Origin of the sequence: Caballeronia sordidicola (genome assembly GCF_000729995.1) — a bacterium.
GTDB classification, from domain to species: Bacteria; Pseudomonadota; Gammaproteobacteria; order Burkholderiales; family Burkholderiaceae; genus Caballeronia; species Caballeronia sordidicola_A.
Genome location: NZ_JNFG01000038.1, coordinates 1 through 20,078 on the forward strand (window position 1 = coordinate 1; position 20,078 = coordinate 20,078).

Consider the following 20,078-nt stretch of genomic DNA (forward strand, 5'->3'; position numbering starts at 1 on the left):
GCGTCGGAGAGGAATGGACGCGTGCCGTCGCAATCGCCTGCCATGAAGATGCTGCTGTCGCCACACTGCATCGACTGTTCGTTGAAGAGGGGGACGCCCTTGTCATTGAGTTCGATGCCGGTCTTTTCAAGCTGCAGTGAACTCACTGCCGGCTTCCTGCCGGTTGCCACGAGTACCCGGTTGAAGCGCTCGGTGCGCTCGGTTCCATCGAGCGCCTTGAAGCGTATCGTGGGTTCACCATCCTGCATCGATTTTTCGAGGATGGTCGCGTCGGGATCGAGGTAAAACTCCTGCTGCAGCGCTTGAATCAATGCGTTACGCACAGGGGTGTCCGATAACGCGCCCACCTTGTTCTTCTGGCTGAACATGAATACATCCACGCCGAGTCGCGCGAACGCCTGGCCAAGTTCAAGGGCGATAGGGCCGGCACCGAATACAGCGCAGCGCTTGGGCAAGGTCTTCAGTTCGAAGACATCATCGCTCGTCATCAGACAGTCGCCGAATAGCTTGAAGTCATCCGGAATGATGGATGCCGAACCCGTCGCGATGACCACGCTCGCGGCTTCCACGCGGGCGAACTCATCGACAGGATCATCGACAAGATCATCGACAAGAAGGACGTTACGTGATTCGAAGCGGGCAAAGCCGCGGATGATCGTGTCCTGGGGAAACGAATCCGTTTCCTTCAGCACGCCCTTGACGAAATGATCGCGCTCGCTGCGCAAATAGGCGAGCACACGCTCACCGTTGGCTTCAAGGGCATGCGTCCCTTCAATGCCCCGCGGCGCCTGCGCCTTTGCGTCGTGCAGGCCATTGGCCGCTGCAATCAACAGTTTGGACGGCATGCAGCCCACGCGCGCGCAAGTCGTGCCGAACTCGGCGCCCTCTATCAGCACGACTTGCTTGCCCGCCTGCCGTGCCGCACGATACGCGGCCATGCCAGCCGTCCCGGCGCCAATGACGGCGACGTCCACTTTGATCTGCTTCATCGAACCCTTCACGGAAGTTGTACTCGAACCTGTTTTCACGACCACTCCGGATGTGCCCCGTCCAGGCTTCGGTCGAGCTGGAACGCCGCGCTGATCAGCGCAAGATGGGTCAGTGCCTGAGGGAAATTGCCGAGCGCTTCGCCGCTGATCGCGACCTCTTCGGAGTAAAGGCCCACATGGTTAGCATAAGCCAGCATCTTCTCGAACACGAGCCGGCCTTCGTTCACGCGTCCCGCTCGCACGAGTGCTTCCGCGTACCAGAACGAACATGCGCTGAACCCGCCTTCCTCGCCGGGCAGGCCGTCGAGTGCGTCCCCACGGGTATAGCGAAAGATCAGCGGATCAACGCCCAGTTCCTTACCGATTGCATCGAGCGTGGAAAGCCAGCGCGGGTCTTTCGGGCCAATGAACCGTACGAGCGGCATCATCAGCGTCGACGCATCGAGGGCCTTGGAATCCGGCGTCTGAACGAAGCTCTGTATCTCGTTGTTCCAGAAGTGCGTGTGGATATCGCCGTGAATGGCGTCACGGATCGCGTTCCATTCGGCGAACGGCGCGGGCAGCGAACGTTTTTGCGCGAGGCGTATCGCGCGGTCCATCGCGACCCAGCACATCAATCGCGAATGCAATAACGGCCGGCCGCCGTTGCGAAATTCCCAGATGCCCTGGTCCGCTTGCTGCCAGTTCTCGGCAACGAAGTTCACGGTACGTGTGACGTGGCGCCAGCCATCGTAGGAAATCGCCTCGCCGTATTTGTTGTAGAGGTAGACTGCGTCGAGCAGCGCGCCGTAAATGTCGAGCTGTGTCTGATCGCGCGCGGCATTGCCGATCAGCGGGGGCTCGGTGCCGCTGCCGTACAGTTCGGGGATGGCTTCTTCTTCCGGCGGCTCTTCGCCATCTACCGCATACATCACGCTGAATGATCCGTCCGAGTCGCACTGCCTGTTGCGCTCCGCGATCCAGTTCTTGAAGTTACGTGCCTCGCCGATATACCCGAGACGCAGCAGCGCGTAAACGGAGAACGCGGCGTCGCGAATCCAGGTGTATCTATAATCCCAGCGACGCCCCCCGTCCGATGTTTCCGGCAAGCCGAACGTGGGCGCGGCGACAATCGCGCCGGTGGCGCGCGAGCTCAGCAATTTGAGTAGCAGCGCCGAGCGCATCACGACTTCGCGATAGCGGCCCGAGTAGGTGGATTGCCCCGACCATTCACGCCAGAAGTCGATGGTGTCGGACAGCGCCTCTTTGCACGGAAGCGTTTTGCGCATCGCTTCGGATTGCGCGCCGAAGATGAAGCAGGCGGTCTCGTCCTGCTTGAGATCGAAGCTGGCGATGGCGTCGTCATGATCGATCGAGAGGGGCACGGTTGCATCTAAGGTGAGTGCTTCCGTCGAAGCGCCGGCCGCCTCGCCTGCAGGCGTGAAACGCAGCGTATTGGTATCGACCTGTGCAGTTTCATGACTGCCCCGGGCATAGTCGAAACGCGGCGCGCAGCGCATTCGCACCGACATATCGCCATAAATCGCACGCACTATCCGCACCACGCAATTGGACGTCGCCATCGCGTCGTCATCCGCGTTGACGACCGGCATGAAGTCGATGACCTCGCACACGGCCTGCGCCGACATGAAGCGGGTCAGCAGCACGTTCGTTTCCGGCAGGTACATCTGCTTCGTGCGCGATACGTCGAAGGCCGGCGTGATGCTGAACGCACCGCCATGTTCAGGGTGCAGCAGCGACCCGAACACGGTCGGCGAATCGACACGCGGAAAGCACATGAAGTCGATCACGCCCTCGGTCGACACCAGCGCGGTCGTGCGCATGTTGCCTATCAGCCCATGCGCATCGATCCCGATGCCGGGGTGGTCTCCGCGGGGGCTAACCATTGTCCGCAAAGCCCGGATACAGCGTCATGCCGCCGTCCACGAACAAGGTTGTGCCAACCACATAGTCGCTGTCGTCCGAAGCCAGCCAGACCGCCGCCCGGCCGATATCCTCGCTCTCGCCAATCCGGCCGTAGGGCACGAGTTCGAGCAGCGCCTTCAACGCTTCGGGGTTGTCCCACGCCGCCTTGTTGATCGGCGTGCGGATTGCGCCCGGCGCGATCGAATTCACGCGGATCCTGTGCGGCGCGACTTCCTGCGCGAGCGATTTCATCATCATCTGGATGCCGCCCTTTGACGACGCGTAGTTCACATGCCCGGCCCATGGAATAACTTCATGCACCGAGCTCATACAGATGATCTTGCCCAGCGCCTTCGATACCGGGCGCGGGCCGCGGCGTAGGAATTCACGCACGGCACGCTGTGCGGTGAGGAACTGGCCCGTGAGGTTCACGTTCATCACGGCGTTCCAGTCGGCGAGCGTCATGTCGACGAACTTCGCGTCCTTCTGCAAGCCGGAATTCGCGACCACGATATCCACTGTGCCGAAACGCTTGATCAGCGTGTCGAACATGGCGTCGATATCGGCTTCGTCCGAGACGTCGGCCTGGATCGCGATGGCGTGGCCGCCAGCTTTTTCTATCGATACCGCGAGCGCTTCAGCGGCTTCGCCATGCGAGTGATAGTTGATGACGACGCTCGCGCCGGCATCGGCGAGCGCCTGCGCCACGCCGTACCCTATGCCGGAACTGCCGCCGGTGACGAGTGCGACCTGACCTGCGAGTACTGGATTCATAACGTTCCCGGATGGGATGCGAAGCTTGCCATGCGCTCCGCTTGGCTGCTGCGTAGCGCGTGCTTGCGATGCATCTGTCTGCTGAGGGCCGGCCTTGACCGGAGACGTCCCGGGATGAAGCAAGTGCCGGTCCCGGCCGCAAAAGGGGCTTCAACTCGGGCCAGTCGTGGGGCAGCAGTCCGGGGCAGCAGTCCTACTCGGAGTCCACTCCAAGCGCCGGAAACCGTTCCGTGGGATAGGCGATTTCGTCTTGCGACGCGACGATCTCAAGCTCGTAGCGCCCGGCCTGGAACGTGGTCCTGACCACGGCGTTCACCGCGGCCAGCGTGTGTTCCAGCGCGTCACGCACCGAGTCGCCCAACAGAGTGCGCGCGAGAAATACAGCGCTGGTCAGGTCGCCTACGCCTACCGGTTGCCGCGCGAACGGGTAAAGCGGCCGTTGCGCGAACCACGCTTCGGTCGCGGTCACGGCAAGCATGTTGAAGGTATCGGCGCGGCTGTTCCTGTCGATCAGGTGTTTGACGAGCACCACGGACGGACCACGGGCGATCACCTCGCGGCACGCGGCGACCGCTTCGTCCACCGTCTCGATGGTGCGTCCTGTCAGCTTCTGCAATTCAACGTGATTCGGTGTCATGGCATCGCTGACTTCCGGCATGGTGGTAACCAGAAATTCCTGGATGCCGGGTTCGACGATGCAGCCGGTGGTCGTCCCCATGACGGGGTCACAAAAATAGCGCGCTTTCGGGTTGACGGCTTTCACCATCCTGACAATTTCCACAACCGCGGCGCCTTGCTCGGGTGAGCCGAGATAGCCTGACAGGATCGCATTGCAGCGCGACAACACGCCGATAGCACCAATACCCTCGATCACGCGCGTCAGTTCGTCAGCGTCGACAACCCCGCCGGTCCAGCGGCCGTACTGCGTGTGATTCGAGAACTGCACCGTATTGAGCGGCCAGACGTTGATGCCCATGCGGCGCATGGGGAAGACCGCCGCGCTGTTGCCTGCGTGGCCGAAGACCACGTGGGACTGAATACTGAGGACGTTTTGCATGATGGTTTTTAGCGAGGTGCAGGACAGCGGCCCAAAGGCCGCGCACGAAAACCGCATGCATGTTCGGCATGCCAGACATCATTGTGCCGTGGTTTTTGCCCATACCGGAAGAACCTGCTCGCAGAACGCCAACAAGAGCCGGATCCACTTGGCATGAGGATTGCTAAATCATTGAGATTTTGTGCACTGCCCGTGAATCCAAGCCACTCCGCAAGGGTATTCCATCGGATTACCAAGCGATTTTGCCGAACTCCCGCGTCAATTTCCGAAAAGCAGGTGCGAACTATTCACCTTTGCAGCAAAATCATCCCAACCGCTCAATCAACTGCCGTTTAAATCCTCTGGAGAAAGCCACCCCCACCCAACCAAGCCATTCGCCAGCAAGCCCCGGTAAACAGCTGAAACAAGCCACAAACAGGCCAGAGACAGGCCGCAAAACAGGAGGTCGGTATGGAGACGCTGACAGGAAATCGTACGGATCTGCAGAAGAACACGCTGGCTATCGTCCTAGCGGGCGGCCGGGGTACTCGACTCGGACCGCTCACGAATAAACGCGTCAAACCAGCAGTGCATTTTGGCGGCAAATACCGGATCGTGGACTTCGCGTTATCGAATTGCCTGAACTCAGGCATCCGGCGCATCGCGGTCGTCACACAGTACAAGGCGCATTCGCTCTTGCGTCACCTGCAGCGCGGCTGGGGTTTCCTGCGCGGCGAGTTCAACGAGTTCATCGATATCTGGCCGGCGCAGCAACGCGTTGATTCAAGCTGGTACAGGGGTACGGCGGACGCGGTGTTCCAGAATCTCGACATCATCCGGTCGATCGGACCCGAGTACATCATCGTGCTGGCGGGGGACCACATCTACAAGCAGGACTACACGCGCATGATTCTCGATCACGTCGAGAGCGGCGCGGATTGTACGGTCGGGTGTATTGAGGTGCCGCGCATGGAAGCCACTGCGTTCGGCGTGATGCACGTCGACGCGCAGCGCCGCGTAACGGATTTCCTGGAAAAGCCGGACGATCCTCCCGCGATGCCGGGCAAACCCGACGTCGCGCTCGCGAGCATGGGCATCTATGTGTTCAGCGCGAAGTACCTGTACAAGCTGCTTGAAGAGAACATCCTGACGTCCGATACGGATCACGATTTCGGCAAGGACATCCTGCCGCGCGTGGTGTCCAGCGGCATGGCGATCGCGCACCCGTTCGGCATGTCGTGCGTGACCTCCGAAACCGATCCGAACGTGCCGCCTTACTGGCGCGATGTCGGCACCGTGGATGCGTACTGGTCAGCGAACCTGGACCTGGCGTCGACCATTCCCGCGCTCGACCTCTATGACCGGAAATGGCCGATCTGGACCAACCAGGAGCAGTTGCCGCCGGGCAAGTTCGTGCGCGACCTGCACGGGCAGCAGGGCGCGATCAACAACCTGCTCGTGTGCGGCGGCTGTGTGATATCGGGTTCGCAGGTCGCGCGGTCGGTGTTTTCATCGGCGGTGAGGGTGCATTCGTTCTGTCATATCAACGAAGCCGTGTTGTTGCCGCAGGTGACCGTGGGCCCAAGTTGCCGCCTGAAGCGCGTCGTGATCGATCGAGGTTGCACGCTGCCCGAAGGGCTGGTCATAGGCGAAGATCCCGATTACGATGCCGAGCGGTTTTTCCGGACTGAAAATGGCGTGGTGCTCGTGACACAGGATGCGCTGACACGTCTCGGACAAGCGAAGTAGTCATAATTCGGGCGACCGGAACAAGCCAATGGGGAACTGATGACCGTATGCGTGCTGCATGTTGCAGCGGAGATGTATCCGCTTTTGAAAACCGGCGGCCTCGCCGATGTCGTGGGCGCATTGCCGCCGGCCCAGACGCAACTGGGCACGAATGCCCGCGTGATCCTGCCGGCGTTTCCTTCGGTGGTCGCGGGCCTGACGCAGATCGAGCCGGTGGCCGACCTTGGCCGGGCGTTTGGCATCGATCACGTGCGGCTCGAGCGGGGTTTGCTCGAGCCGCACGGAATCGTGGTCTACGTGGTGCGTGCAGATGCGTTCTACGACCGGCCCGGCAATCCGTATCTGGACAGCTCGCACACGCAATATGCCGACAGCGACCGGCGTTTCGCGCTGCTCGGCTGGGCGGCGGCGCGGGTCGCGACCGGTGCCGATCCCGCCTGGAAACCCGATGTCCTGCACGCGCATGACTGGCATGCGGGCTTGGCACCTGCGTATTTGAGGGCACGCGAGCGTGAGACGGGGGTTGCGCGCGTGCCGTCGGTCATGACGGTCCATAACCTCGCGTATCAGGGCGTGTTTCCCGCCGCGGAATTCAATGTGCTGCAACTGCCGGCGGATTTTTTCTCCGTCGATGGCGTCGAGTTCTACGGTCATCTGTCGTTTCTCAAAGCCGGGCTTTTCTACTCGGACCGCATCACGACCGTGAGCCCGACCTACGCGCGCGAGATTCAAACCCATGCGCAGGGCGCCGGGCTCGACGGTTTGCTGCGAACCCGCACGCACGATATCAGCGGCATTCTCAACGGCGTCGATAAAACGGTGTGGAATCCGGCGACGGATGCCGCCATCAACACCCAATACTCGCTCGCGAAGTTCACCGGAAAAGCGAAGTGCAAGGCTGCATTGCAGGAACGTGTCGGCCTCGCGCGCGAGCCGGACGCGTTGCTGTTCGGCGTGGTGAGCCGGTTGACCGAGCAGAAGGGGATTGATCTTTTGCTGTCGGCTATTCCGGATATCCTCCAGCGCGGCGGCCAACTCGTCGTGCTGGGTACCGGGGACCCGGCGCTTGAGAACGGCCTCAAGAAAGCCGCGCTGGCGCATCCCAACGCGGTTGCCGTGGAGCTTGGATTCGACGAAACGCTCTCCCATTCGATCATTGCGGGCAGCGACATCGTCATGGTCCCGTCACGCTTCGAGCCGTGCGGCCTGACGCAGTTGTACGCGCTGGCGTATGGTTCACTGCCGCTCGTTCACCACGTGGGCGGTCTTGCCGACACCGTAGTGGATTCGTCGCTGGAGAATCTCGCCGACGAGCTGGCTACTGGCTTCGTGTTCGAGAAATTTGACCGTCCGTCGATTGTTGCCGCGATCCGGCGCGCGTTTGCATTGAAGCAGCGACGGCCGGAATGGAAAGCCGTCGTGCGTCGCGCGATGGAACAGGACTTCGGCTGGGAAGCGTCTGCATTGCGCTACGTCGATGTGTATCGCGAGCTGATCGGGACGCGTACGCGTTAGTAGGTCATCAGTCGGCCAGATCGCGTGCGAGCGCGTGGATTGCGATCTGCACGCGGCTCGACAGATTGAGCTTGCGAAGCACATTGCGCACGTGGATCTTCACGGTGCTTTCGGCCAGGTCGAGTTCACGCGCGATGTCCTTGTTGCTCGCACCGCGCGCGAGGATCCGCACGATGTCGCGTTCCCTTGGCGTTAATTCAGGCGACGCAGACGAGCCGCGTGGTTCGCCCGACGGGGGCGGCGCAGTGCCTTCCGCGCGCACCGGTGTTCTAATTTGCGCGATCAGCCGCTGGGTCATGCTCTCCGCGATCACCGATTCACCTGCGGCCGCCCGACGGATCATGGTGGCGAGTGCGTCGGCTTCCATGTTTTTCAGCAGATAGCCGCACGCACCTTCACGCAACGCGCGGGTCAGTTCATCCACGTCTTCCGACACGGTCAGCATGATGACCGCGGTGTCCGGCAAATCCTGCTGCAGCAACTGCAACGTTTCGATACCCGATAACCCCGGCATGTTCAGGTCGAGCAGGACCACGTCCGGACGATGCTGCTTTGCTCGCTTGAACCCTTCGATACCATCGGCGGCGTCGTCCACGACTTCGAAGTCGGGCTGACGCTGCAATAACGCGCGCACGCCGGAGCGAAACAGCGTGTGGTCATCGATTAGAAGAATGCGGATGGTCATGCTGCTTGCCGTTCGCTGACGGACAGCAGAAGGTGGACGCGTGCGCCCTTGCCAGGTTCGCTGCTTAAGTTCAATTGCGCACCGAGCCGCGCTGCGCGTTCACGCATGATGTGAAAGCCGACGTGAGCCTCGCCGCGGCTGGCGATATGGGCGGGGTCGTAACCGTCGCCGTTGTCTTGTATGGTCAGTTCAAAATCGCGGGCGTTCTTGAGCGCGATATGGACCTGCGTGGCCGATGCATGCTTGCGAACGTTCGACAACGCCTCCTGAAGAATGAACAGCACCTGTAGCTGCTGATCGGGCGGCAAGGGCAGGCCGCCCGCTTCGTCGTAGTCGAGTCTGACCAGAGTGTCGGTTTGGCGTTCGAAGCGCGTCACCGTCTCGTCCACGGCGTCGCGAAGATTGCCGGTCGCGAACTTCGTGCGGAAATTGACAAGCAGTTCACGCACATCCTCGTAACTTTCCTCAAGACCTCCGCGTAACAATGGCGCGATTTCGCGCACTTCGTTCATGTCGTCGCGGCTGGCGGCGTCGTCGAGTAAATGCAGTTGCAGCTTCAGGAAATTCAGGCTTTGCGCGATGCTGTCATGCAGTCCCTGCGCGACCAGATGACGTTCCTGTGCGACTGCAAGCTGTCGCGCGGCCGTGGCTAGACGATGGTTCTGCAAAGCCGTGCCGAGATGTTTGCCAAGCGTGTCAAGCAGGCGCGTCTCCGATGGCAGCACCGGACGCTCGCCGCGAAAGTGCAACGAGAACGAACCCAGCGTTACATCATGCGAGACGATACCGAAGGCCGCGACCGCATCGAAACCGGCCTTGCCGCAATGGGTCATGGGACCGCTGTCAACCGCTTGCTGCATGCGTAGATCGCGCACGACCGCGAGGCCGCTGGTGGCCGCCGAGCCGCACACGCACGTGTGTGCCGGCATGCAGCGCTCGGCGCTCAGAAGCGGCCCGGGTAAACCTTCGGAGACGACGACGTGCAGGTTGTCGCCGTCTTGAGCGAGTACGCGGACAGTGCCTGCGTCGGCATTGAACTGACGCATGACACGTGCAAGAAAACCCCGGCACAGGACTTCAACGTCATGCGCGCCATGCAGGAATGCAGTCATCTCGTAGAGCGCGACCAGCTCGCCGTTGCGTGTGGCAAGTTGCGCGGTTTTGTTTGTCACGCGTAGTGCCAGGTCCCGATACAAACTCTGAAGTTCGCTCGCCATCCGGTTGAAACCCTCCGCAAGATGACCAAACTCGTCGCGAGACTCAACCGGCAAACGCGCGCTGAATTCGCGCTGTTCGATACGGGACAGACCGCGCTCCAGACGCCGTACGGGCGTGACGAACCACGCGTATAGGAGGTACACGATTGCGATCGTGCCCACGCACGCGAGTGCCGCGAGGGCAATCTGCCAGCGTCGCAGCCAGGCTGTCTTGCGCGCGTTTTCACGTTCGATCATGCGGACGAGCGCATCGGCTTCGGCAACGAACGCGGGCAGCCGGGCGAGATACAGCGAGGGGGTATCGATGGAGCTAGACGAGTCGTGCGTGATCGCCTGTTTCAACGAGTCGTGCCAGGCCTGCGATACGGCATCGAGTTGAGCGTGGATCGCGGCCGTGGCAGGAAGGAATAATGGCCGCGCGGGGTCGCCGCTTTTCAGATTGGCCAGCGTGAGGTCGAGCAGGGCGCTTTGCGAATCCACGTCGGCTTTGCGGCCGGCCCGTGCTTCGTTCAGTTGAATGGCGACGTTGCCCGCCCGCATGCGCAGGCTGCCGGCGTCGTTGATTGCCGCCCCCGCGCCTTCGAGTTGCCACGAGAGCCAGAGCGTGCCCGCGATCATGGAAAGGACCAACGCCAGCGCAACGCCGGACAACGTGACAATGCGCGTGGATAACCGGTAACGGAACGGCGTGGCGAGGGAGGTCACGGACGATGCCGCGGGCGATGCCGTGGGTGATGCGGGATAGTGCGGGAGATCGGACATGGAACCGCGTGCGTGCGCGACCGGAATGCAAAGGGCGTTAATTATCTGGCGCGTCGGCGTCCAATAGTAAGAGTCCGACTGTTTTGCATATGAACTCACCAATACGGCCAACGTCCGCCAGAGGTAGAAGCGGGATCGCGGGTGCGTCATGAAGACGCGGGGCGTCGTTGGTGGCGATCGCGAGGATTGCCATATCGGTCAGGTACAGCGGGTCCCGGCCGGCCTCGGGGCGCACGACTTCCAGACGCGGCAAGACCTCGCGCGTGAAGCCTTCGACCAGCGTCAAATCTGCTGGTGCGAGACGTGCGACAAGATCCTCCAGCGGCGGCTCAGGCTCGTCATGCAGTTCGCGCACGATGGCGTACCTGTACGGCGAGGCAATCAGCACCTCGCCTGCGCCAGCCGCGCGGAAACGTACGCTGTCCTTGCCAGGCGGCTCGAGATCGATTGAATGATGACTGTGCTTCACCACGTTCACGACCAGGCCGCGCGCGCGGAACCAGGGCAGCAGCGCCTCGATCAACGTTGTCTTGCCCTGTCCCGAACGCCCGCAAATACCGAAGATACGCAGCTTCGCCGCTGCTTCTGTCATGTCGCTACCCCGTCTTTCCAGCCTTGAATATTAGCGCGTCCCACCGCTTCCATCACATAACGGCGCTCGGCAAGATCGCGCAGCGCCTGAGTCATGGCGACGCGAATACGCAGTTCGACCTGCTCGAACGGTAACACCGAGCCCGGCGACTTGTCGTGAACCCGGATGATATGGAAGCCGAACTCCGTTTCCACAAGCACCGGACAGAGGGTACCAGCAGGCGCGGCAAACACCGCGCGTTCGAACGCCGCTACCGTGTCGCCGCGACCTATTTCGCCAAGCGCGCCGCCATCGACGCCCGATGGGCAATTCGACAAGGTACGCGCCGAGTGAACGAAGCGCAGTTCCAGGTCGTCGGCGTGCAGCAGTTCATCGAGTGTCCGTTGAGCGCGTTGACGCAGCGCCGCCAGATCCACGCTTTCCGTCACCTGGAACAGGATATGGCTCACCCGCGCGCGCTCGTTCACTCGCCAGCGCTCAAGATCTGCCAGGTAGTGGCGCTCGCACTCTTCATGCGTGGGCGCGGCGGCTTCAGCGAGCTGATGATCGAGCAACGCTTCGATCATCGCCTCGTCGCCGTGAGAGGAAGTGATGTGCAACTGAGCCGCTTCATCGAGCAGGACGCGGCGCAGGACGGCCGCGGTCAGCGCTGCCCGTTTTACATCCGGGGTCTCTGCATGAGCCGGCATTTCGCGCTCCAGGTCGGTGTCGGTGAGTTCCACGCCGTTGACAATGATTGCCATGATGTTGTCTCCTCTGATCGGGTTAGCGAGGCCGCACGAGCTGCCATGCGCGGCTTAGATACGTGACCGAAGCGAAGCCGCTCCAGACGTGCACGAGCCGGGTGAACGGGAAGATGACGAACAACGACATGCCCATGAACAGATGCGTCCGGAACACAAGCGGTGCGGCCGCCACGTACTGCGCTGCGTCGCCGCGGAAGGTGACGACGTGCTGCGCCCAGGTCATGAGCTGGACCATCATGTGGCCATCCATGTGATCCGCTGATTCCCGGATCGTCGACAAGCCGAGCAGCAAGGTAACGAGAATCCACAACAGCAGCACCTTGTCGCCGGTCCGGGTCACGGCGGAAATACGCGCATTGCTGATGCGCCGGTGAATCAGGATGACAAGGCCGACGAGGCACATTGCGCCCATCACGCCGCCCGCGATCATCGCCACAGCTTGTTTCGTGCCGTGCTCGATCCCGAGCCAGTCCCAAACTGCCACCGGCGTGAGCAGGCCGGCAAGATGCCCGAAGAAGAGCCCGAGAATACCGACGTGAAACAGGATGCTGCCGACCCGCAGATTGCCGCGATGAAGCAACTGCGAACTGTCGGCTTTCCACGTGTATTGTTCGCGCTCGAAGCGCGCGAGGCTGCCGAACAAGAAAACGGCCGCCGCAATGTACGGATAGATGCCGAACAAAAATTGAGTGAGCATGAACGTAGTCCCTGGAACTCAGTTGGCCGTAGCAGGCGGTCGCGGATGGAAGTGCATCGGCTGGGCGAGCGGCGTCGGCATGGATGGCGCGAGCAGCGGCTCGACGCCGTCGGCGCCGGGGCCGAAGCGTTCGAGCGCCTCGTCCATGTCGCGGATCGGCGGCACTTCGGCGGCTTGCGGCACGACATCGGTCATTGACCGCAGCACGGTGAATACGCCCGCGTACGGACTTTCGTCGCGTGCAAGACGATCTCCCAGCGCGGCCAGGACGTGGATGGCTTCATCAAGCAGCGCGCGCGCTTGCGCTGGATCGATGTTCCCCAGCACTTCAAGAAACAGCGGCACATGGTCGGGTAATTCATTGGTCGCCATCTCAAGACCCAGCCGACGATATTCATCCAGCAGATCGACCATCGCCTGCCCACGATCGCGGCTCTCGCCGTGAACGTGTTCGAACAGATGCAGCGAGTGCGCAGGATTGCGGTCGAACGTGGCGACGTAGTTCTCCTGCAACTCGATCAACGAATGCTCCCTGAGCAGGGCGAGCAACGGTTGCAACGCGCCTTGTACGGTCTCGGGGAAGGCTTCGAGTTCCTGGCCGATCTCCTGCATGGCGTCAAGCAGTTCGGGCTCCGGATAGTCGAGCAAAGTCGCCAGCAGCGTGTAGATCGATAAAGGTTTGGAAATTTGGCTCACGATGCGGCCTCCGTTTTCTTGCGTGACTTCGGCATGTCGGCGAACACCACGCTGCCTTGCGGTTTCTTGCCGAACAACGATCCCTCCGATACCCCGCCCGAGCAACCATTGCCGAACGTAAAGCCGCAACTGCCTCGGTCGTTGAAGCTGTCTTCAACTTGTTCCTTATGCGATGAGGGCACCACGAACCGGTCCTCGTAGTTGGCTATTGCCATGATCTGGTACATGTCTTCCACTTGCGCGGGCGTGAGGTTCAGGCCGTCGAGCAACGCGGGTTCCGCGCGGCCATGCACGACCTCAGCGCGTTTGAACGCGCGCATGGCGAGCATGCGTTCGAGCGCGGACGTGACCGGCGCTTCATCGCCGGCGGTCAGCAGGTTCGCCAGGTACTTCACCGGAATGCGCAGGCTCTTCACGTCCGGAATGATCCCGTCCATGCCAATATGGCCCGCGTCCGCCGCGGACTGAATCGGAGAAAGTGGGGGGATGTACCACACCATCGGCAAAGTCCGATATTCCGGATGCAGCGGGAACGCCACTTTCCATTCCACAGCCATCTTGTACACGGGAGACTTGACCGCGGCATCGAGCCAGCTTTGCGATATACCCTGCGCGAGCGCTTCGGCTTGCACAGCGGGATCGTGGGGATCGAGGAACACGTCCAACTGCGACTGATACAGGTCCTTTTCATGTTCGACCGATGCAGCGTCGCCAATCTTGTCCGCGTCGTACAGCAGCACGCCGAGATAGCGAATACGCCCGACGCAGGTTTCCGCGCACACGGTCGGCTGACCGGCTTCAAGTCGCGGATAACAGAAGATGCACTTCTCCGCCTTGCCGCTCTTCCAGTTGAAATAGATCTTCTTGTACGGGCAACCCGAGATGCACATGCGCCAGCCGCGGCACTTGTCCTGGTCGACGAGCACGATACCGTCGTCTTCGCGTTTGTACACTGAGCCCGACGGGCACGACGCCACGCATGCCGGGTTCAGGCAGTGTTCGCACAGGCGGGGCAGATACAACATGAACGTGTTCTCGAAGGTCGAGTACATGTCCTTCTGCACGTTCTCGAACAACGCATCGCGGCTGCGCGACGAGAACTCTCCGCCGAGGTCATCTTCCCAGTTCGGGCCCCATTCAATCTTCTCCATCTTTTTACCCGTGATGACGGACACTGGCCTTGCGGTCGGCGGCGTCTCGGACAGGCGCGCCTTTTGCAAATGCTCGTAATCGAACGTGAAGGGCTCGTAGTAGTCGTCGATGGCCGGCAGGTTCGGGTTCGCGAACAGGTTCGCGAGGACCTTTATCTTGCCGCCCTGACGCGGATGCAGCTTGCCGCTGGCGTCGCGGGTCCAGCCGCCTCGCCACTTCTTCTGGTTCTGCCATTCCTTCGGATATCCGATGCCCGGTTTGGTCTCTACGTTGTTGAACCACGCGTACTCCACCCCATCGCGCGAAGTCCACACGTTCTTGCATGTCACGGAGCAGGTATGGCAACCGATGCATTTGTCCAGGTTCAACACCATTGCAACTTGTGCACGGATCTTCATGATGCGGCTCCTTCGCCTTCATTGAGCGGGCCTTCGAGCCACGCTATCTTTTTCATCTTGCGCACGATCACATACTCATCGCGATTCGAGCCCACGGTGCCGTAGTAGTTGAAGCCATAGGCCTGCTGCGCATAACCACCAATCATGTGAGTGGGTTTGAGCACCGTGCGTGTGACCGAGTTGTGAATTCCGCCGCGCATGCCGCTTGTTTCAGCGCCCGGCACGTTGACGATTTTTTCCTGCGCGTGATACATCAGGCACATGCCGCGCGGCACGCGCTGGCTCACCACCACGCGGGCGGTCAGCGTGCCGTTTATATTGAATACTTCCACCCAGTCGTTATCGACGAGACCGGCTTCCTTTGCTTCCGCTTCCGAGACCCACACGTGAGGCCCGCCACGCGAAAGCGTCAGCATGCGCAGGTTGTCCGAATACGTGGAGTGGATGCCCCATTTCTGGTGCGGCGTGATCCAGTTGAGCACGAGTTCGTGCTCGCCGTTCGACTTCGCGCCGAGCATCGCGGCGACAGTCTTCGTATCGATAGCCGGGCGATACACGCACGAGCCCTCGCCGAAATCCAGCATCCAACGATGGTCCTGATAGAACTGCTGACGGCCCGTCAGCGTGCGCCATGGGATCAGCTCATGCACGTTCGTGTAGCCGGCGTTGTAGCTGACTTCTTCCGACTCGAGCCCGGACCATGTCGGCGCGGAGATGATCTTGCGCGGCTGCGCCTGGACATCGCGAAAACGGATCTTGTCGTGTTCACGGCCCTCGGCGAGGTGCGCGTGTTCGCGTCCCGTGATCTTCGACAACGCTTGCCACGCCTTCACCGCGACGTGACCGTTGGTTTCGGGCGCGAACGTGAGAATCATTTCAGCGGCGTCGATAGCGCTGTCAAGGCGCGGTCGTCCGTGACTTACGCCGGCTTCAGTTACCGTGCGCGTGATGTTCGCGAGTTCGCCCACTTCGTGAGCGCTGTTCCAGTTGATGCCCTTGCCGCCGTTACCTTGCGTATCGAGCAAGGGACCCACCGACGTGAACTTGCGATAGACATCCTTGTAATTACGTTCGACGACCGTCATGGACGGTGCGGTCTTGCCGGGGATCAGGTCACATTCGCCTGCCCGCCAGTCCTTCGGTTCGAATGGCTGGCCAAGCTCGCCGGGGGTATCGTGCATCAGCGGCGTGCAGACCAGATCAGTGCGCGTGCCGAGGTGCGCGCCGCCGATCTCCGCAAATTTTTCCGCGATGCCCTTATAGATTTCCCAATCGCTCTTGCTTTCCCACAATGGTTGCACGGCTTCGGACAACGGGTGAATGAACGGATGCATGTCCGATGTATTCAAGTCGTCCTTCTCGTACCACGTGGCGGTGGGCAACACGATATCGCCGTAGAGGCAGGTCGTGCTCATACGGAAATCGAGCACCGTGAGCAGGTCGAGCTTGCCTTCCGCGGCGGGACGCACGTTGACTTGCCCAGGAAGGAGCGCGTCTGTCTCGTCCGAGAACAGGGCGTTCTGTGTGCCTAGCAGATACTTCAGGAAATACTCGTGGCCCTTGCCCGAACTACCCAGGATGTTCGAACGCCAGACGAACATGTTGCGCGGGAAGTTGACGGGGTTATCGGGGTCATCGCAGGAGAACTGCAACGCGCCCGACTTCAGGCGGCCGACAACGTAGTCAATCGGTTTCATACCGGCGCGTGCCGCTTCGTCCGTCAGGTCGAGCGGATTCGCACCCAGTTGCGGCGCGCTCGGCAACCAGCCCATGCGTTCGGACTTCGCGTTCAGGTCGAGCATGGCGAGGTTCGAGTAATTCGCCTTGTTCGCGGTTGGCGCAAGCACTTCGTCCAGCGCGAGCTTTTCGTGACGCCACTGGCTTGTATGGTTATAGAAGAACGACGTGCCGTTCATCTGGCGCGGCGGCTTCGACCAGTCGAGCGCGAACGCAAGCGGCGCCCAGCCGAATTGCGGCCGCAACTTTTCCTGGCCGACATAATGCGCCCAGCCACCGCCGCTTTTACCCACGCAACCGCACATCATCAGTAAGTTGATGATGCCGCGATAAATCATGTCGTTGTGGTACCAGTGATTGAGCGCCGCGCCCACGATCACCATGCTCTTGCCCTGCGTCTGATGGGCGTTGGTGGCGAACTCGCGCGCCACCTGGATCACGAGATTACGCGGGACCGTGGTGTGCTTTTCCTGCCACGCGGGCGTGTAGGGAACATCGTCGTCGTAACTGCTGGCAACGTTCGGGCCGCTGAGGCCCTGATCCACACCGTAGTTCGCCATCTGCAAGTCGAACACAGTTGCAACGAGCGCACTTGTGCCGTCCGCGAGCGTCACACGGCGGGCGGGAACGCGACGTTCAAGCAGTGCGTTGTGTTCGCTGCCGAAGTAGGGGAAGCCGACGGCGACGACTTCATCGTGCGCGCCGCTATCGAGCAGGGAGACGCGCGGGTCGATCGCTCGTCCGCTGCCACCATCCTTGAGTTCCAGATTCCAGCGGCCGACCTTCTGGCCGTCGTTGTGTGCGGCTTCATTCCAGCGAAATCCGATGGTGCCGTTCGGCGCGACAATCTCGCCGCTGTCGGCATCGATCACGAGTGTCTTCCATTGCGCGTTGTTGGCTTCGTCGAGGTTATCGGCGAGATGCGAGGCGCGCAGGAAGTGATCGGGAACGAGCATGCCGTCGTTGTCGCGCAGGAGCACGAGCATGGGCATGTCGGTGTATTGCTTGATGTAGTTGCGAAAGTACGCGGACTTGCTCGGCGCGTTCGCGGCGTGGAATTCCTTGAGCACGACGTGGCCCATCGCCATCGCCAACGCTGCGTCGGTACCTTGCTTCGGTGCGAGCCAGATGTCGCCGAACTTGACCATCTCGCCGAAATCCGACGAGACCGCGACGGTCTTCGTGCCCTTGTAGCGCACTTCCGTATAGAAGTGGGCATCGGGCGTGCGGGTCTGAGGAATGTTCGATCCCCACACCATCAAATAGGTGGAGTTGTACCAGTCCGCGGATTCCGGCACGTCGGTCTGCTCGCCCCAGACCTGCGGCGAAGCGGGCGGGAGGTCGCAGTACCAGTCGTAGAACGACAGGCACACGCCGCCGATCAGGCTCAGGTAACGCGAGCCCGCGGCATATGACACCATCGACATCGCGGGAATCGGCGAGAAGCCAATCACGCGATCGGGTCCGAACTTGCCGATGGTGAACGCGTTGGCGGCCGCGATCATCTCGTTGGCGGTGTTCCAGTCGGCGCGTACAAAGCCGCCGAGGCCACGCACACTCTTGTAGCGTTTGGCCTTGACCGGGTCCTGACTAATCGACGCCCAGGCGGCAACCGGATCCAGAGTTTGGCGTGCTTCGCGCCACATCTCCATCAGGCGACCTCGAATCATCGGGTACTTCACGCGCTGTGCGGAATACACGTACCAGCTATACGATGCACCACGTGGACAGCCGCGCGGTTCATGATTGGGCAAGTCGGCACGGGTGCGCGGATAGTCGGTCTGCTGCGTCTCCCAGACGATCAGTCCGCTCTTCACATAGACCTTCCACGAACACGAACCCGTGCAGTTCACGCCGTGCGTGGAGCGAACGACCTTGTCGTGCTGCCAGCGATTTCTATATCCCTCTTCCCACTTGCGGTCTTCATTGACAACCGCACCGTGTCCGTTCGAAAACGTCGACTGCGTACGCCTGACGAACTTCAGGCGATCCAGAAAATGACTCATTGTTGTGTCCTGTGTCGAAGAGGGCGGGTCAGCAAGGCATGCTCGCGTTGCGGCGTGCGTAGCAGAACCACGTGATGGCGACGCACGTCACGTAGAAGGCGATAAAGACGTATAGCGCGGGAATAGCGGAGCCGGTCATGTCGAGCGCGGTGCCGAAGGTCTTAGGTATGAAGAAGCCGCCATACGCGCCGATAGCGGCGGAGAACCCAAGCACGGCCGCGGATTCCTTGCCGGCGTTATGCAGGGCCTGGCGTTGGGCCGAGGCATCGAGCCCCTTCGCGCGGCGCTGATGCTCGGTCATGAAGATCACCGGGATCATGCGGAAGGTCGAACCGTTGCCAATTCCGGTCAGCATGAAGAGCACGATGAAAGTCGCGAGGAAGCCGCCGAAGTTACCCGCGGACCCTGCGCCCGGCATGAACGAGATCACGCTGAACACAGCCGCGATCATGCCGAGGAAGGTCCAGAGCGTCACCCGCGCGCCGCCGAGGTGGTCGGAGATCCAGCCACCGACTGGACGCGCCAATGCGCCTGCAAGCGGGCCGAGAAACGCGTAGGTGGTGGGATTGATCGACGGGAATTGCGATTTGGTCAGTAGCGCAAAGCCCGCGGAGAAGCCGATGAACGAACCGAACGTGCCGATATAAAGCCAGCACATCAGCCAGTTGTGCTTGCGCTTGAAGATCACGGCTTGCTCGGCGAACGAGGCCTTCGCGTCGGCGATGTCGTTCATGCCGAACCAGGCCGCCACCGATGCCGCGACAATAAACGGCACCCAGATGAAGCCCGCGTTCTGCAGCCATATGCCGCGTTCGGCCCCGTTGGCGACGAACGTCTGGCCTTCGCCCGCGAACGAAGCGAACGCGGCCGTGGCGATCACGAGGGGCGCCACGAATTGCACGAGCGACACACCCAGGTTGCCGATGCCGGCGTTCAATCCCGTGGCAAGTCCTTTCTGCGCTTTGGGAAAGAAGAAGCTGATATTTGCCATCGACGAACTGAAGTTCGCGCCGCCGAAACCGCACAGCAAGGCGAGCACGAGCAGCGTGCCATAGCCTGTCGATGGATCGCGCAATGCAAAGCCCATGCCGATGGCCGGAATCAGCAGCGTGGCTGTGGAGAACGCGGTAAAGCGCCGGCCGCCGAAGATCGGCACTAGAAACGAATAGAAGATCCGCAGCGTGGCGCCTGACAACGCGGGCAGGGCAGTCAGCCAGAACAACTGGTTCTTCGTAAAGTGGAAACCGCCCTTGTCGAGGTTCACAACCACGACGCTCCACAACGACCACACCGCGAAGGCGAGCATCAGCGCCGGGATCGAGATCCACAGGTTGCGATTGGCAATGGCCGAGCCGCGTGTTTTCCAGAAAGCCGGATCTTCCGGCTCCCAATTTTTGAGGAGATAGTCGGACATGTTTTTAT

At 61.2% G+C, this 20,078-nt stretch carries 15 protein-coding genes; 2 read left to right on the forward strand and 13 right to left on the reverse strand.

What is annotated here, in order from left to right; genetic code table 11:
* The 4 genes from FH08_RS0128770 to pdxY all read right to left on the reverse strand — a co-directional run.
* Positions 1-989, reverse strand: a 989-nt coding sequence (locus FH08_RS0128770; RefSeq protein WP_031361667.1) for an FAD-dependent oxidoreductase, incomplete at its 3' end; no start/stop codon positions are given.
* Between the two features lie 35 nt (positions 990-1,024).
* Positions 1,025-2,875 carry a glycoside hydrolase family 15 protein gene (locus FH08_RS0128775; RefSeq protein WP_031361668.1) on the reverse strand — a complete coding sequence of 617 codons (1,851 nt, stop codon included), beginning with the start codon at positions 2,873-2,875 and terminating at the stop codon, positions 1,025-1,027.
* Positions 2,868-3,668 (reverse strand): SDR family oxidoreductase, encoded by an 801-nt coding sequence (locus tag FH08_RS0128780; RefSeq protein ID WP_031361669.1) that lies wholly within the window; start codon positions 3,666-3,668, stop codon positions 2,868-2,870. Before FH08_RS0128780 ends, FH08_RS0128775 begins: the two co-directional genes overlap by 8 nt.
* A 193-nt stretch (positions 3,669-3,861) precedes the next feature.
* Positions 3,862-4,725 carry a pyridoxal kinase PdxY gene (pdxY, locus tag FH08_RS0128785; RefSeq protein ID WP_031361670.1) on the reverse strand — a complete coding sequence of 288 codons (864 nt, stop codon included), beginning with the start codon at positions 4,723-4,725 and terminating at the stop codon, positions 3,862-3,864.
* Between the two features lie 450 nt (positions 4,726-5,175).
* Between pdxY and glgC the strand changes: the two genes are divergently transcribed.
* Positions 5,176-6,453: a glucose-1-phosphate adenylyltransferase gene (gene glgC, locus FH08_RS0128790; RefSeq protein WP_031361671.1), complete on the forward strand. Its 1,278-nt coding sequence runs from the start codon at positions 5,176-5,178 to the stop codon at positions 6,451-6,453.
* A 39-nt stretch (positions 6,454-6,492) separates the two neighbouring features.
* Complete coding sequence (gene glgA / locus FH08_RS0128795; RefSeq protein WP_031361672.1) at positions 6,493-7,968, forward strand: glycogen synthase GlgA; 1,476 nt, start codon at positions 6,493-6,495, stop codon at positions 7,966-7,968.
* Positions 7,969-7,975: 7 nt separating this feature from the next.
* On the opposite strand, the gene FH08_RS0128800 is transcribed toward glgA, so the two are convergent.
* The 9 genes from FH08_RS0128800 to FH08_RS0128840 are packed head-to-tail and all read right to left on the reverse strand — an operon-like array spanning position 7,976 to position 20,070.
* Positions 7,976-8,653 carry a response regulator gene (locus FH08_RS0128800; protein WP_031361673.1) on the reverse strand — a complete coding sequence of 226 codons (678 nt, stop codon included), beginning with the start codon at positions 8,651-8,653 and terminating at the stop codon, positions 7,976-7,978.
* Positions 8,650-10,632, reverse strand: coding sequence for a type IV pili methyl-accepting chemotaxis transducer N-terminal domain-containing protein (locus FH08_RS0128805; RefSeq protein WP_051888615.1), 1,983 nt, complete (start codon positions 10,630-10,632; stop codon positions 8,650-8,652). The genes FH08_RS0128800 and FH08_RS0128805 overlap by 4 nt, the downstream gene beginning before the upstream one ends.
* Before the next feature lie 37 nt (positions 10,633-10,669).
* Complete coding sequence (mobB, locus tag FH08_RS0128810) at positions 10,670-11,224, reverse strand: molybdopterin-guanine dinucleotide biosynthesis protein B (RefSeq protein ID WP_031361675.1); 555 nt, start codon at positions 11,222-11,224, stop codon at positions 10,670-10,672.
* Positions 11,221-11,967 (reverse strand): peptidylprolyl isomerase, encoded by a 747-nt coding sequence (locus FH08_RS0128815; RefSeq protein ID WP_031361676.1) that lies wholly within the window; start codon positions 11,965-11,967, stop codon positions 11,221-11,223. The genes mobB and FH08_RS0128815 overlap by 4 nt, the downstream gene beginning before the upstream one ends.
* Before the next feature lie 22 nt (positions 11,968-11,989).
* A complete protein-coding gene (gene narI, locus FH08_RS0128820; protein WP_031361677.1) occupies positions 11,990-12,667 on the reverse strand; it encodes a respiratory nitrate reductase subunit gamma in 678 nt (225 codons plus the stop codon).
* 18 nt (positions 12,668-12,685) lie between these two features.
* Positions 12,686-13,363, reverse strand: coding sequence for a nitrate reductase molybdenum cofactor assembly chaperone (gene narJ, locus FH08_RS0128825; protein WP_419178029.1), 678 nt, complete (start codon positions 13,361-13,363; stop codon positions 12,686-12,688).
* The gene (gene narH, locus FH08_RS0128830) at positions 13,360-14,913 is read right to left on the reverse strand and encodes a nitrate reductase subunit beta (RefSeq protein WP_031361679.1); all 1,554 of its coding nucleotides are present in this window, start codon (positions 14,911-14,913) and stop codon (positions 13,360-13,362) included. The genes narJ and narH overlap by 4 nt, the downstream gene beginning before the upstream one ends.
* Positions 14,910-18,656, reverse strand: a complete 3,747-nt coding sequence (locus tag FH08_RS0128835; RefSeq protein WP_031361680.1) for a nitrate reductase subunit alpha — start codon at positions 18,654-18,656, stop codon at positions 14,910-14,912. The genes narH and FH08_RS0128835 overlap by 4 nt, the downstream gene beginning before the upstream one ends.
* 28 nt (positions 18,657-18,684) lie before the next feature.
* Positions 18,685-20,070 carry a NarK family nitrate/nitrite MFS transporter gene (locus FH08_RS0128840; protein ID WP_031361681.1) on the reverse strand — a complete coding sequence of 462 codons (1,386 nt, stop codon included), beginning with the start codon at positions 20,068-20,070 and terminating at the stop codon, positions 18,685-18,687.
* Positions 20,071-20,078 lie beyond the last annotated feature (8 nt).

Coding starts and splice junctions, on each gene's coding strand:
- FH08_RS0128775 (WP_031361668.1), bottom strand. CDS start 2,875: ATGGTTAGCCCCCGCGGAGACCACCCCGGCATCGGGATCGATGCGCAT.
- FH08_RS0128780 (WP_031361669.1), bottom strand. CDS start 3,668: ATGAATCCAGTACTCGCAGGTCAGGTCGCACTCGTCACCGGCGGCAGT.
- pdxY (WP_031361670.1), bottom strand. CDS start 4,725: ATGCAAAACGTCCTCAGTATTCAGTCCCACGTGGTCTTCGGCCACGCA.
- glgC (WP_031361671.1), top strand. CDS start 5,176: ATGGAGACGCTGACAGGAAATCGTACGGATCTGCAGAAGAACACGCTG.
- glgA (WP_031361672.1), top strand. CDS start 6,493: ATGACCGTATGCGTGCTGCATGTTGCAGCGGAGATGTATCCGCTTTTG.
- FH08_RS0128800 (WP_031361673.1), bottom strand. CDS start 8,653: ATGACCATCCGCATTCTTCTAATCGATGACCACACGCTGTTTCGCTCC.
- FH08_RS0128805 (WP_051888615.1), bottom strand. CDS start 10,632: ATGTCCGATCTCCCGCACTATCCCGCATCACCCACGGCATCGCCCGCG.
- mobB (WP_031361675.1), bottom strand. CDS start 11,224: ATGACAGAAGCAGCGGCGAAGCTGCGTATCTTCGGTATTTGCGGGCGT.
- FH08_RS0128815 (WP_031361676.1), bottom strand. CDS start 11,967: ATGGCAATCATTGTCAACGGCGTGGAACTCACCGACACCGACCTGGAG.
- narI (WP_031361677.1), bottom strand. CDS start 12,667: ATGCTCACTCAATTTTTGTTCGGCATCTATCCGTACATTGCGGCGGCC.
- narH (WP_031361679.1), bottom strand. CDS start 14,913: ATGAAGATCCGTGCACAAGTTGCAATGGTGTTGAACCTGGACAAATGC.
- FH08_RS0128835 (WP_031361680.1), bottom strand. CDS start 18,656: ATGAGTCATTTTCTGGATCGCCTGAAGTTCGTCAGGCGTACGCAGTCG.
- FH08_RS0128840 (WP_031361681.1), bottom strand. CDS start 20,070: ATGTCCGACTATCTCCTCAAAAATTGGGAGCCGGAAGATCCGGCTTTC.